Consider the following 12034-nt stretch of genomic DNA (forward strand, 5'->3'; position numbering starts at 1 on the left):
TTTCACACGTGCAAAATTCTTACTGAAATGTAATGAACTCCAGACATGAAAAATGCTCGCTGTGAGACAGGAAAAAGGGTGAGCGTCGCTCACCCTTTTTCCTGTCGGTTTTACTCGTTGGTGTTCCCCAGAATCTCTTCCAGTGTGGTCATGCCTTGCAGGGCTTTTTCCAGACCGTCTGTTCTGAGGGTTTTCAGGCCCGAGTGCTGGGAAGCAATTTCTTTGATCTCGGTGGCAGCTTTGCCAGTGTTGATGCCCCGTTTGACGTGCTCATCCACCACCAACAGTTCGTGGATGGCCATGCGTCCTTTGTAGCCGGTCTGGTTGCATTTGGCGCAACCGGTGCCCCGGAACAGGGTGGCGTTGCGGATGTCCCTTTCCTGAAGGCCCAGTTTGCGCAGCACTTCCGGGTCGGCACTGATGGCCACCTTGCAGTTCTGGCAGACGCGGCGCACCAGACGCTGGGCCAGCACACCAATGAGTGCCGCAGAGATGTTGAAGCTTTCCACGCCCATTTCTTCCAGACGGGTGATGGCTCCCGGGGCATCGTTGGTGTGCAGGGTGGCAATCACCAGGTGTCCCGTGAGGGCGGCTTCGGTGGCAATCTGGGCGGTTTCACCGTCACGGATTTCCCCCACCATGATGATGTCCGGGTCCTGACGGAGGAACGATCTGAGGGCTTTGGCGAAGGTCATTCCGGCCTGCACATTCACCTGGGTCTGGTTGATCCCGGGAATCTCGTATTCCACGGGGTCTTCCACGGTGGTGGTGTTGCTGTCTGGCGTGGAGATGCGTTTCAGGATGGAGAAGGTGGTGAAGGACTTACCGGAACCGGTGGGACCGGTGATCAGGAAAATGCCATAAGGCTTCTCGATGGTGTCGATGAAGCGCTGGTAGTTGTGTTCGCTGAAGCCCAGTTGTTCCACTTCCGGGATGTTGGAGGCTTTTTGCAACAGACGCATCACGATTTTCTCGCCGTATACGGTGGGCAGGGTCGAGAGACGCAAATCGAGGTCGATGGCTCCTTTTTTAAAGCGCACACGTCCGTCCTGGGGAATGCGGCGCTCTGCAATGTCCAGGTTCCCCATGATCTTGATGCGGGCCGCAATGCTGTTGGCAGCGGTCTTGGGAAGTTCCTGGTATTCACGCAGGGCACCGTCCACCCGGAAACGCACTTTCAAACCGGTGGGGTTGGGTTCGATGTGGATGTCCGAGGCCTCCTGCAGGGCAGCTTCCCGGATGATGGTGTCCACCACCTTCACGATGGCGTTGTCATCCAGGGCGTCCAGAACGTTGTTTTCTTCTTTGGCGGCATCTTTGCGCATGCCTGCCAGCTCTTTGTTGAGGGCAGAGATGTCGGTGTTGCCGTGGATGCGCTCGATGATCTTCAGGATGTCTTTTTCCTGGGCCACCACTGGAATGATTTCCCGTCCGGTCATCACCCTGAGGTCGTCAATGGCAAAGATGTGGCGGGGGTCTTTCATGGCCACCACCAGGGCATTGCCCTGCATGCGCACTGGCACCACCGTGTAGCGGCGTGAGGTGGATTCAGAGACCATCTGGGCCACCGCCAGTTGAACCTGGGTTTCGTTGAGGTTCACATACTCATACCCGAGCTGCAAGGCCAGAGAGCGGGCAATGGTTTCCTCGCTGATCTTGCCGGATTGCACCAGGGTGTCTTCCAGGCGGGTGCCGCTGGATTTCTGGTTGGAAAGCGCCGCTTCCAGGTCTTCCACTTTCAGGTAACCCAGGTCCACCAGGATTTCCCCGAGGGGTTTGTTGGAGCGGGTGCGGCGCTGGATGCTCAGGCCTTCCAGAAGCTGTTCGCGGGTGATCTTGCCCTGCTGCATCAGGGTTTCGCCCAGTGCGCTCTTTTCGGGATAGAAACGCTCAATCAGCTGTTGCAGGGCCTGCGGCAGGATCAGGGCCAGTTTGACCGGGCGACCCACGGCAGCTTCAATGTCGGCACGGTTCCTGAAGTCCGAACTGCCCACCAGCAGTGCGCCAGAGTGCTCTTCCAGGGGCACCGCCTGCAAACGGATGGCGTCCGAGCGCAGCATGTGGCCCAGCACCTCGTCGCTGGGTTCGTAGTCTTTGGGGTTGCGGATGAACGGCACCCCAGCATGCTCGGAAAGCGCCTCGTAAAGCTGGTCTTCCGAGATGTACTTCATGCGGACCAGCACCCGGCCCAGGGGCTCCCCGGATTTTTGCTGTTCTGCCAGGGCCTCGGTCAGCTGGGTTTCCTTGATGAACCCGCGCCGCAGCATGATCTGCCCGACTTTGGCCACCTCCGAATGCCCGATGTCGGTGACCTCGGGAATGGGCAGGTTCAGTTCGGGGTAATGCTTGGCAATGGCCCACTGCAACTGGGAGCGCAGGCCCTGGTAAGGCTCCACCGAATAGTTGGTGTCGTCTTCCACGGTTTCCAGCGAGATGTTGTGCAGAGGATCCAGGAACGCCACTTTGAGGATGCGTCTGGCATGGTCTGCAGCAAAAGGAAAAGCATTGTGTTGCTGGGCCGTCTGCCCGGGCAACAGCTGGTAGGCAGAGGGATCCAGGGTTTCTTTCAGCAAATCCACCAGAGGGATGCCCAGGTTTTCCTCGATCACCTTGGCGATGCGGCGCTCACTGACGATGTTGTGTTGGATCAGAATGTCACTCAGACGCCCGCCACCCATGGCGGTGTGCGCCTCAATTGCCCGGTGCAGGTCTTCATCGCTGATCAGACCCTGCTCCAGCAGCATGGCTCCCAACCTTCGGTCACTGATGGTCAAACTCATCTGGCGTTCTCCTTCAAGAAGTGCAGAACCAGGCGTTCCAGTTTTCTGGTCACTTTGGTGTGCGGCAGTGCGTTGTCACTCAGGGGAGACACCATCACCGTGCGCATGCCTGCCAGATTCCCACCCAGCACATCTGTAAACAGCTGATCTCCCACCATCGCCACCTGCTCAGGAGGGAGTCCAAGTGCCTTTAAGGCACGCCTGAAAAACTTTGGAAACGGCTTGGCAGCCAGTCCCACCCCTGGGAACAGAAATTCCCTCACCCAATAGTCCACCCGTTCATGCAGGGCATTGCTGACCATGTACAGCTTCACGTCAGATGCATGCATGCATTTGACCCAGTCCTGAATTTCAGGGGCTGTTTCGTTACTCTTATAGGGTACCAAGGTGTTATCCAAATCCAAAATCAGACCCTTAATGTCCCATTCCTGCAGGAAATCTGGAGAAAGCTCGGTGACATCCCGCACCATGAAGGTGGGTCTTAAAGGTTTGAAAATGCGTTTCACAGTCCAATCACCGCCCACATCCTCCCTGTGGTTCCTGCATCCCGACGGTACGAGAAAAAGTCTGGTTCTGTGGAGCAGCGTTTTGCGCTCCAGATGTGATCTGTGGGGATGCCTGCCTCCTGGAGCACAAACAGGTTGGCTTCCAGCAAATCCAGATGGGTTCCTCCGGGAATGCAGCGTTCTGGGAAACCCGCCTGCAGGAACTGTGCGGCCACCTCTGGTCCTACCGGATACTGCCCGGCAGAAATTCCGGGTCCGATGGCCACCTGGATGGTTTCCAGCCTTGCACCCAGATCTTGCATGGCCTGCAAGGTGAGGGCTGCAATGCGACCCACCGTGCCCCTCCAGCCTGCATGTGCAGCACCAATCACGCCATGCTCGGGGTCATGAAACAGGATGGGGTAGCAATCTGCTGTGCCAATGGCCAGCACCTGTCCAATTTCACGGCTGACCAGGGCATCTCCGGTCTGCACCCCAGGACGGGCCTGCACCACGTCACAGGAATGGATCTGGTTCAGGCGGGCCACCTGCTGCAGGTCAAAGCCCAGGGCAGAGAGGGCCAGACGGCGGTTCTCTGCAACCCGTGCAGGATCGTCCTGCCTGTCATCGAAGTTGAGGCTGTCAAAAGGCGCGAGGGACACCCCACCCTGCCTCTTGCTGAAACCGTGCTTTGCGGAAAGTTGCTCTGAGGTCAACCACATGGACAGACTGTATTCTATCCAAAATTTGACTGCACAAAGTTTAAATTGCGCCATTTGCACCAGAGCCGCAGAAAAAGCAGGCTTTTGAGGCACACCAGCAGGCATGAAAAAGGTTTTCAGCATTTCCTGTTCAGAAAAGGCGTGGTAACCTACCTTACATGATTGGAATTGATCTGTCAGGCAAAACCGCTCTGGTGATGGGTGTCACCAACAGTTACTCTCTGGGATGGGCCATTGGTAAAAAATTGCTGGAGGCAGGCGCAAAATGCATCTTCAGTTACCAGGGCGAGCGTTTGAAAGACCCCCTGGAAAAGCTTCTCGCCCCCTACCAGGGCACCCTCACCGCCCAGTGCGATGTGACCAATGAAGCCGAACTGGAGGCCCTGTTCGCCACCATCAAAGCCGAATCCGGTTCTCTGGACTACATTGTTCATGCGGTGGCTTACGCTCCCCGTGCCAGCATGGAAGGCCGCTTTGTGGACACCACCCAGGAAGACTGGAACACTGCCCTTTCGGTCAGCGCTTACAGCCTGGTTTCGGTGGCGCGCCATGCAGAGCCCCTGCTCAACGAAGGCGGCAGCATTGTCACCCTCACCTATTACGCCAGCCAGAAAGTGGTGCCCAAGTACAACGTGATGGGTGTGGCCAAAGCTGCCCTGGAAGCCTCCACCCGCTATCTTGCTTACGAACTGGGCAGCAAAAACGTGCGTGTGAATGCCATCTCTGCAGGCCCCATGCGCACCGTGGCCGCCAAGAGCATCCCCGGTTTCAGCAGCATGCTGTCCAAAGCTGCAGAAATGGCTGCCCTCAAGCGCAACGCCACCAGCGAAGAAGTGGGCAAACTGGGCCTCTTCCTGCTCTCCGATCTGGCCAGTGGCATCACCGGAGAAACCACCTACGTGGACGCCGGATACAACATCATGGGCATGTCTTTCGAGTAAGTTTTTGTTGCATTTGCACCACAGCATCTGCCCTGACCTGGGGCAGATTTTTTTGTGATACACCTGTTCTGGGTGCTGAATTGCAGACTTCAGGTTTCATTCAGAACCCTTCAGAACATGTTCAGTGACCTTCAGAGAAGTTTCAGTGACCGGGATTAACCTGTAGACATGAAAGATTTATGGAGGAGGTCAAGATGCTTTTTCTGATTTCACTTGCCGCTGGACTCATTTTCGGATCTGTGATTTTCTTGGTCATTCTGTTCACTGATAAACTTTTGACTGAGGCAAGCAAACAATTGGTTTTGATTCAAAAAGAGCGTCCAGAATTTATTTATCACAGCATCAAAATCAGCAGTATGAAAATCAGCAGCATCAAAATCAACAGAAGAGCAAATATGGTTTCATGACACAAAAAATATCCAAACATCAAATACAAAATATTGCTGATTCATTTAAAACCCCACCCGCGAAGGTGGGGATCATTTTTGGACCTTTTTGATGCTTTTTGAAGCTGTTGTTGAACTGGTGGGGTTCCGGGAAACCGAAAGCGGTGCAGCAAAATCAGTGCAGGGGAGACAGGGGAGAAAAAATCACTTCCAGGAAATGCACGTCTTTGTCGGTGTAAACACCATGCAGGTCGAGGTCTTCGATGTAGGTCACCAGGCATTTGTGTCCGTCTACGGCCACCGGCTCCTCGATGTCGTGGGCATCCAGCAGCATCTGGGCAATGCTGGAATCTGCCAGCACCGCCAGCTTGTCCCTCTGGTCGTATACGTTCACCGTGATGGTACTTCCGAACACTTCTAGGGTCATGCCCCATGATAGCAAGTGCAGCCTTTCTCAACTGTCACCTTCCCTGAGAATCCAGCGCTGTTGAGGGCTGCCCACAGGTTGCCTGAAAGTTGTCCACAGCTGTGCATAACCCTGTGGAAAATTTTAATGTCTAGAACGATGCTGAGCTTAAACTGAGCTTGTGAGAACCCACCCTGCACTGCCCTAGTGCAAGATCACAGGTGAGGTTGTTTGCCCCTCTCAGAAAAGTTTACAGTTCACAGCCAACAGTTCACAGCGAAAGATTTTGTTCAACATACCATCAATTCACCAGCATCATCCGTGAAGTTGCACTAGGGGTTTAACATCGAACGGCTTAGGGGAATTTCCCTAGCCAAACTGGATACAGGACATGAAACATGTCAGGCTTCATGCGGTACAGTAAAAGCAGTACATGCGCATTCCCAGAGGTGCAAAACTTGACCGCCTGATCCGGTTCCCCGTGGAGTGGAACCAGTTTTACCTGCGCATGGAGGAAGAAAGGCGGCTTTCAGAACTGCTGGAAGCCCTGCAGGAATTGCCAGAAAGCAGCGTCCGGGACGTGCGGATTGCGCGGATTTATGTGCGCTTTGGCAGGAGACAGGAAGCCAAGGATCTGGTTTATCAGCACCGCAGATGTCCGCTGGCCAGATCAGCGTATTTTACTTACCTGACTCAAAATGGGGACGAAGAGACCATTCGGAAGTTTGCGGACAATTTTCGTCCTGCAACATCTTTTGGCAACACGGCCATTCATCTGGAGGCACAATACAATGACTATTTGACCCTGGCTGCTGCTGCACATATTTTAAAAAGAACAAAAATGGCCAATGAGATGTATTTTGAGGCCTTGCAGATCGCCAAAGTGATGAAAGATTCTCTTGCAGAAAGGGCTGTGATTTACAACACGGCCTGGATGCGAATGTACGAAGGGCAGCTTAAAGAAAGTGCAAGCACCTTTGAACAGGTTATGAAAATCACAAAACCAACCAACAATATTTATCACTATTCCCTGGACTATCTGGTTTGGATTGCCTGGTTCACCGGAGAAATTCCAGAACATTTCCCAGATTGGGCCAGACATCTCATTCAAACCACCAGGGCTGGAAAACTGCCAGATCCCAATGTTGAAATGCCTGCCAGTTCTGGCATTGCTTACATGGTGCCCGTCATGGAGAATTTGCGGGTCCTGACCAGAGAATTTCACCTGCGTCTTCCCCTGATGCATGTGCAGGAGAACAAGAATTTTCGAGATGATCTGGTTTCCAAAATCCGTGAAGATGTTGGCGACGATGTTGGCGAAATGATTGGCTTCATCAGCCGGTCGGTTCTGGCGCTTGCCCTCAGCATGCAAAACGATCAGGAAGCTGTGAAAGTGCTCAAGTCAGCATTCAAGTGGCCCACCACAGGCTTGCCCATCATGGGCATGTTGTATTTTGCCAACTTGATCCAGATTCAGGCCAATTTGCCTAGGGCACCCCTGGATTCTGCGGAGATTAAACAGGCCATGCACACCCTCAGTGCACAGTTTCAGCACCTCTCTGCAGGAGAGCAACACTGGTTGATGGTATGGATGAAAGACTTCACTCCAGTCACCCTGTACCTGCTGTCGGAAAAATGGAATGTCTATCCAGCCCTTCACGATTATGTAGTGGTCAAGCCCGGAGGCGTATACAGGGGCAATGAATCTGTGGCAAAATATCCCAGATTTTTCATGGTGCGCCATGTGCGGGATCTGCTCTCGGGACAGAGTGTTCCAGACAGCAACCGCAAGCAGGCTTACCGCCATGTGGAAGCCCTGCGGTCCATTGGTGCTCCGCTGGTGATTTACGAACCTGTAATTGAACCCTTCAGAAAATTTCTGTACTGACCTTTACCAAAGTGTCACAACAAAACCGGCTGTTTTGAGGTTTCCTGTCTTACCTTAAAGACATGAAACGGAAAATGCGGTCTCTGGGAATCATCCTGTTGCTGGTCATTGGCGGCTCCTCCTTCGGTCTGAACACGGCCTTTGCTGGACCACCCCAGCCAGGCGGTTATTGTGTTGGTAATACTGCAGGCTGCTGAGTGCAACCTACTCTCATGACCTCTGTCCATTTGTGACACTTCCAGCAGTTTTTCTCCCTTTTTAACAACCGTTTCCGATTTTCCCGCAACCCCAGCACCACCCGGTTTTTCGTACTTTGACGGTACGGAGACCCCCATGCACTACACCCTCGATGACCTGGATTTTGATTTTGGTGCCCTCTGCTTCCTGACCAGGGAAATCTCAGACAATCAAAAACAAGACCTGCTGAACAGGGGCATCCTGATTGCCCGCTGCACCTTCCCTGACCACGAAGGCATTTTTGTTCCCGATGAGCAGCTCAAAGCAGCCAGATCCATCCTGAACCCTTGCTCTGTGGCCTGAACTGTCACACAACAGCCCGCTTTATTGCAATCCCAGAGACAACCCATCCAACCCAGAAACCGAAAGACACCCAGGCCAACCTGGGTGTTTGTTTTGCTGTTTGTTTTGCTGTTTGTTTTGCTGAAAGTGCCTCAGCCCAGTCCGGTCAATTCTTTGGAGGTGTACCACAAACGTGCTGCCAGCCCTTCGTCATGGCTGCGCACACTGGATTTGCTCTGCATGCAATTGACGAAATACTTTCCAGACACCTCGCTGACTTCCGGGCTGCTGGCCAGATAAATGCCTGTTTTTGCCCCCTGTTCTGGTGTGACCATGATGGGGCGGAACACCTTGAAGAGCTTGCCCAGCACCCCTCCTGCATTCTTGCCAAAATCGGTTTTGACCATTCCTGGATGCAGGCAGTTGGAGGTGACCTGGGTGCCTTTCAGGCGGCGGGCCAGTTCGTAGGTGAACAGCACGTTCATCAGTTTGGTGTCGTTGTAGGCCCGCAGGGCGTTGTAACGGCGGTCCTGGTACTGAAAATCCGTGAAATCCACATACCCCATCTGGTGGGCCTGGCTGCTCACATTGATGATGCGTCCGTGTTCAGCCTTGATGAGCAAATCCAGCAGCAGGTTGCTGAGGATGTAATAGCTCAGGTGGTTCAGGGCAATGGTCATCTCGATGCCCTCGGGGTTTTCCAGGCGGTCTGAAAACATTGCCCCTGCATTGTTGATCAGCACATCAATTTTTTCGTGCTTGCTGTGGATGTCCCAGCAGACCCGCTGCAGGTCTTCCTGACTGGAGAGGTCCCCGATGTACAGCTCACAATCGCTGGAGAGGCCTTTCATGGCATCTTTGCCCCGTGCAGCATCGCGGGCCAGCACCAGCACTTTTGCCCCCATCTGGGAAAGCGCCTGGGCTGTGACCTTGCCAATGCCGCCCGTCGCTCCGGTGATCACCACGGTTTTGCCTTGCATAGGGTCACGTTACACTTCAGTGACCTTAGAAGTCTGTGTTTTAAGTCGGGAATGGACTGAACATGGACGGTGGGTTTAAAGCATCTTGCGGTACTGCACAAAACCCGATTTCTGGGCAATGCGGTCATACAGCAGCCTGGCGTCCTGGTTGGTTTCGTGGGTGAGCCAGTGCACCCGTGAGCATCCTGCCTCTGCCGCCTGCTGGTACACGTGCTCGATCAGTTTGCGGCCCACTCCCAGCCCTCGCTGGTCGCCTTCCACAAACAGGTCCTGCAGGTAGCAGTAATCCGCAACCGTCCAGCAGGAGCGGTGGTAAATGTGGTGCACCATCCCGATGGCTTGCCCGTCTTTCCAGGCCAGGGCTGCAAACATCGGCTCTGTGGGATCCAGAAAGCGGGACCAGGTGAGGGCGGTGGTTTCTGCAGGAATGTCAGCGTGGTAAAAACGCTGGTAGCCTTCCCAGAGGGGAAGCCACTGCTGATGGTCCTGGGCGGTCACGGGGCGGATCTGCACAGTCTGTTCGGTCATGGCTTCATGCTAAAAGAACAGGGGGGGTGTGCAGAGGTCCAATTGGATCCGAATTCAGGGAACCACCTGAGAAGAAGCCGCCTGCACTTTGCGCACCTGCAACATAGCGAGGGTCAGGGACAGGCCAGCAAGCACCATGGAAAGCAGAAACACCTGGGTGTTGTAACGGTCAATGAAAAACCCCAGCACAAAGGTGGTGAAGCCCGGAAAGAGCTGCATGCCCACCCCTCCGTACACGCTGATGAGGAGCTGTCGGGTCTGGTTGCCCAGGGTCTGGGAGTATTTCATGAAGGCCAGTTGCATGGTGGCAAACGTGATGGAGTGAAACATCTGGGACAGGATCAAGACCAGATACCCGGGCTGACTGAACCACAACCACCAGCGGAAAATCGCCAGACCTGCTGCCAGCACTGCCACCGGGAAAAAAGGCAGTTTGAAGCGGTCTGCCACAAAAAACGCCACCGATTCTGCCACCACTGCAACTGCAAAGACCCGCGAAAGTTGTGTTCCAGAGAGCCCCAGCCCTTCCAGCAGCACCGACCCGAAATTGTTGTAGGCCGCGTGCGATGCCGACAGCAAAATGATGGTGGCCAGCACTGGAAGCAGCATCAAAAGACTGGCTCTTCGGGTTCCAGGTGCCGGTTTCTGCAGGGTTGCCACATCCCGCTGGACCTTCAGGAAGGTCACGCTGTTGTTGAGGACCTGGGCCAGCAAAGTCACCGAAATCATCCATACTGGAATCACCCCATGCCCGAGGCGGTCCACCAGAGGACCCAGAATCAGGGTGGTCACCATGAAACTCAGGGATCCAGCCACCCGCACCAATCCATATGTGGGTTTCACGCCATTCAGGGTGGTGGTGGCCGCAATGTCATTGAGTGGCATCAGGGTCATCAGGGCTGCTCCCAGCCCTCCCGTGATGATGGGGTACAGAAATGGTGTGCTCTTGCCCAGCAGGAAGATCAACAGCACACACAGGCTGGAGGCCAGCCACATGAACCGGTGCAACCTGCGGTCCCCCAGACGCTCCACCAGTTTGGCCAGAAAAAAAGTGCTGAACACAAAACTGGCCAGCGCCGTCATCAGGCTCCCCAATCCAATGACAGAGGTGGAGACTTCAAAGTGCCGGGCATACAGCGGCACATAGAGGGCAAACGCTGCAAAGTTGGAATAGAACACCACATTCCGCAGCGCCAGCAGCAGGTTCATGCGTTGAACGGTCAGGCCAGCGCGGTCCATGTGCAGGTCTTTTCTTGGGGAGACAGGGCAGAACAAAACATGCCCAGAGCATAACCTTTCAGGCTCTGGGCATGACATGCGTTCAGGGAAAACCTGTCCAGAAATGGGCCAGATGGCTTACTTCCGGTAACGCACCCGTGCAATCGCGTCGTGCAAATGGATGCTTTCCTCGTTGCGGCACTCCACGAAGAAGGCGCTCACTTCGGGCATCTCGTAGAGGTCTGCAGCGACCAGACGCACCATGTCTTCCACAAAACGGGGGTTTTCATAGGCGGTCTCGGTGATTTTCTTCTCATCCGGGCGTTTGAGGATGGGGTGCATGCAGGCGCTGGCGTTGCTTTCCTCGGCTTCCAGCAGGGCTTTCTTCCAGTCCCAGTCGGTCTGGGGGTCCAGAAGCTCGATTTCTGCAGTGACAATGCCACGCTGGTTGTGGGCGCTGTACTCGCTGATTTCCTTGCTGCAGGGGCACAGGGTGGTCACGGTGGCTTTCAGGCCCACGGTGGCGGTGAAGCCTGCGACCTCATCAAAATGAACCTTCATGAAGGCCTCGGCGTGCATCAGACCGGTCAGGCCCGACACAGGAGCAGGACGTTCATAAAACCAGGGGAAGGTCACCTCAATGGTGGCCGCACTTTGCTTCATGCGGCCCGCCAGTTCCTCTGCAAACTGGCAGAGGCTCCTGACGCTCAGTTCCCAGCCCTGCTGGTGGTAGACATCCAGTTGCTCGGTCAGGCGGCTCATGTTGATGCCCTTGGAGTCCTGCACCAGACTGGTGGTGAGGGCAAAATTCGCCACGGTGGTCTGCAGGGTGGGGTTCAGGCTGGAACGCACCACTGCAGGATGTTTGACGCTGGAAATGCCGACCTGGTCCAGTGCAAACAGGAAGTTTTTCGGCGTGTTCTGCAAATCCACCATTCTCTCTTTTTCGGTGGGTTTGTTGCCAGGGATGGGGTCCACAGAGCCAAACAGCCTGTGGCGTTCCTGTTTGGTGGGAAGACGGGAGCTGCCCTGAATCAGGGTGGGGTTGTGATTTGCCATGTATGTCTCCTTGAGGAGTGTGTTTTGCGCGCCTCGACCCCGAGAAACTTCGGTGAGAAACTTCGGTGCAAAGCTTGACGAAAGGCTGACATGCAGCTTCAGGTCAGTATAGGTTCACAGCA

The 12034-nt window shown here is 54.7% G+C and carries 12 protein-coding genes; 4 read left to right on the plus strand and 8 right to left on the minus strand.

Annotation, left to right across the window (positions count from 1 at the left end; genetic code table 11):
• Nucleotides 1–110: 110 nt before the first annotated feature.
• Genes IEY52_RS19980 through pgeF form a run of 3 tightly spaced genes read right to left on the minus strand, consistent with a single transcriptional unit; the run spans nucleotide 111 to nucleotide 3987 of the window.
• Nucleotides 111–2780, minus strand: coding sequence for an ATPase, T2SS/T4P/T4SS family (locus tag IEY52_RS19980; RefSeq protein WP_189005833.1), 2670 nt, complete (start codon nucleotides 2778–2780; stop codon nucleotides 111–113).
• Entirely contained in the window at nucleotides 2777–3250 is a 474-nt protein-coding gene (locus IEY52_RS19985) for a YqeG family HAD IIIA-type phosphatase (RefSeq protein ID WP_189005983.1), read from the minus strand. The genes IEY52_RS19980 and IEY52_RS19985 overlap by 4 nt, the downstream gene beginning before the upstream one ends.
• Before the next feature lie 32 nt (nucleotides 3251–3282).
• Complete coding sequence (gene pgeF, locus IEY52_RS19990) at nucleotides 3283–3987, minus strand: peptidoglycan editing factor PgeF (RefSeq protein ID WP_189005835.1); 705 nt, start codon at nucleotides 3985–3987, stop codon at nucleotides 3283–3285.
• 158 nt (nucleotides 3988–4145) lie between these two features.
• Between pgeF and IEY52_RS19995 the strand changes: the two genes are divergently transcribed.
• Both IEY52_RS19995 and IEY52_RS20000 read left to right on the plus strand, forming a co-directional pair.
• Nucleotides 4146–4928 (plus strand): enoyl-ACP reductase FabI, encoded by a 783-nt coding sequence (locus tag IEY52_RS19995; RefSeq protein WP_189005838.1) that lies wholly within the window; start codon nucleotides 4146–4148, stop codon nucleotides 4926–4928.
• Nucleotides 4929–5122: 194 nt separating this feature from the next.
• Nucleotides 5123–5335: a hypothetical protein gene (locus IEY52_RS20000; RefSeq protein WP_189005839.1), complete on the plus strand. Its 213-nt coding sequence runs from the start codon at nucleotides 5123–5125 to the stop codon at nucleotides 5333–5335.
• 154 nt (nucleotides 5336–5489) lie between these two features.
• On the opposite strand, the gene IEY52_RS20005 is transcribed toward IEY52_RS20000, so the two are convergent.
• Nucleotides 5490–5741, minus strand: coding sequence for a hypothetical protein (locus IEY52_RS20005; protein WP_189005842.1), 252 nt, complete (start codon nucleotides 5739–5741; stop codon nucleotides 5490–5492).
• Between the two features lie 412 nt (nucleotides 5742–6153).
• On the opposite strand from IEY52_RS20005, the gene IEY52_RS20010 reads away from it, so the two are divergent.
• Both IEY52_RS20010 and IEY52_RS20015 read left to right on the plus strand, forming a co-directional pair.
• Entirely contained in the window at nucleotides 6154–7608 is a 1455-nt protein-coding gene (locus IEY52_RS20010; protein ID WP_189005844.1) for a hypothetical protein, read from the plus strand.
• Between the two features lie 333 nt (nucleotides 7609–7941).
• Nucleotides 7942–8148: a hypothetical protein gene (locus IEY52_RS20015; RefSeq protein WP_189005845.1), complete on the plus strand. Its 207-nt coding sequence runs from the start codon at nucleotides 7942–7944 to the stop codon at nucleotides 8146–8148.
• Nucleotides 8149–8279: 131 nt separating this feature from the next.
• Here IEY52_RS20015 and IEY52_RS20020 read toward each other — a convergent pair whose 3' ends face one another.
• The 4 genes from IEY52_RS20020 to folE2 form a co-directional block, all read right to left on the minus strand.
• Nucleotides 8280–9107: an SDR family oxidoreductase gene (locus IEY52_RS20020; RefSeq protein ID WP_189005847.1), complete on the minus strand. Its 828-nt coding sequence runs from the start codon at nucleotides 9105–9107 to the stop codon at nucleotides 8280–8282.
• A gap of 75 nt (nucleotides 9108–9182) precedes the next feature.
• A complete protein-coding gene (locus IEY52_RS20025) occupies nucleotides 9183–9635 on the minus strand; it encodes a GNAT family N-acetyltransferase (protein WP_189005849.1) in 453 nt (150 codons plus the stop codon).
• Between the two features lie 54 nt (nucleotides 9636–9689).
• Complete coding sequence (locus tag IEY52_RS20030) at nucleotides 9690–10874, minus strand: MFS transporter (protein ID WP_189005851.1); 1185 nt, start codon at nucleotides 10872–10874, stop codon at nucleotides 9690–9692.
• 117 nt (nucleotides 10875–10991) lie between these two features.
• Nucleotides 10992–11912, minus strand: a complete 921-nt coding sequence (folE2, locus tag IEY52_RS20035; protein WP_189005853.1) for a GTP cyclohydrolase FolE2 — start codon at nucleotides 11910–11912, stop codon at nucleotides 10992–10994.
• Nucleotides 11913–12034: the final 122 nt, after the last annotated feature.

It is taken from the genome of Deinococcus roseus (assembly GCF_014646895.1).
GTDB classification, from domain to species: domain Bacteria; phylum Deinococcota; class Deinococci; order Deinococcales; family Deinococcaceae; genus Deinococcus_C; species Deinococcus_C roseus.

Bases quoted from the DNA above. Each gene is read 5' to 3' on its own strand.
- IEY52_RS20005 (WP_189005842.1), bottom strand. From the start codon at position 5,741: ATGACCCTAGAAGTGTTCGGAAGTACCATCACGGTGAACGTATACGAC.
- IEY52_RS19995 (WP_189005838.1), top strand. From the start codon at position 4,146: ATGATTGGAATTGATCTGTCAGGCAAAACCGCTCTGGTGATGGGTGTC.
- pgeF (WP_189005835.1), bottom strand. From the start codon at position 3,987: ATGTGGTTGACCTCAGAGCAACTTTCCGCAAAGCACGGTTTCAGCAAG.
- IEY52_RS20015 (WP_189005845.1), top strand. From the start codon at position 7,942: ATGCACTACACCCTCGATGACCTGGATTTTGATTTTGGTGCCCTCTGC.
- folE2 (WP_189005853.1), bottom strand. From the start codon at position 11,912: ATGGCAAATCACAACCCCACCCTGATTCAGGGCAGCTCCCGTCTTCCC.
- IEY52_RS20025 (WP_189005849.1), bottom strand. From the start codon at position 9,635: ATGACCGAACAGACTGTGCAGATCCGCCCCGTGACCGCCCAGGACCAT.
- IEY52_RS20030 (WP_189005851.1), bottom strand. From the start codon at position 10,874: ATGGACCGCGCTGGCCTGACCGTTCAACGCATGAACCTGCTGCTGGCG.
- IEY52_RS19985 (WP_189005983.1), bottom strand. From the start codon at position 3,250: ATGGTGCGGGATGTCACCGAGCTTTCTCCAGATTTCCTGCAGGAATGG.
- IEY52_RS20020 (WP_189005847.1), bottom strand. From the start codon at position 9,107: ATGCAAGGCAAAACCGTGGTGATCACCGGAGCGACGGGCGGCATTGGC.
- IEY52_RS20000 (WP_189005839.1), top strand. From the start codon at position 5,123: ATGCTTTTTCTGATTTCACTTGCCGCTGGACTCATTTTCGGATCTGTG.
- IEY52_RS20010 (WP_189005844.1), top strand. From the start codon at position 6,154: ATGCGCATTCCCAGAGGTGCAAAACTTGACCGCCTGATCCGGTTCCCC.
- IEY52_RS19980 (WP_189005833.1), bottom strand. From the start codon at position 2,780: ATGAGTTTGACCATCAGTGACCGAAGGTTGGGAGCCATGCTGCTGGAG.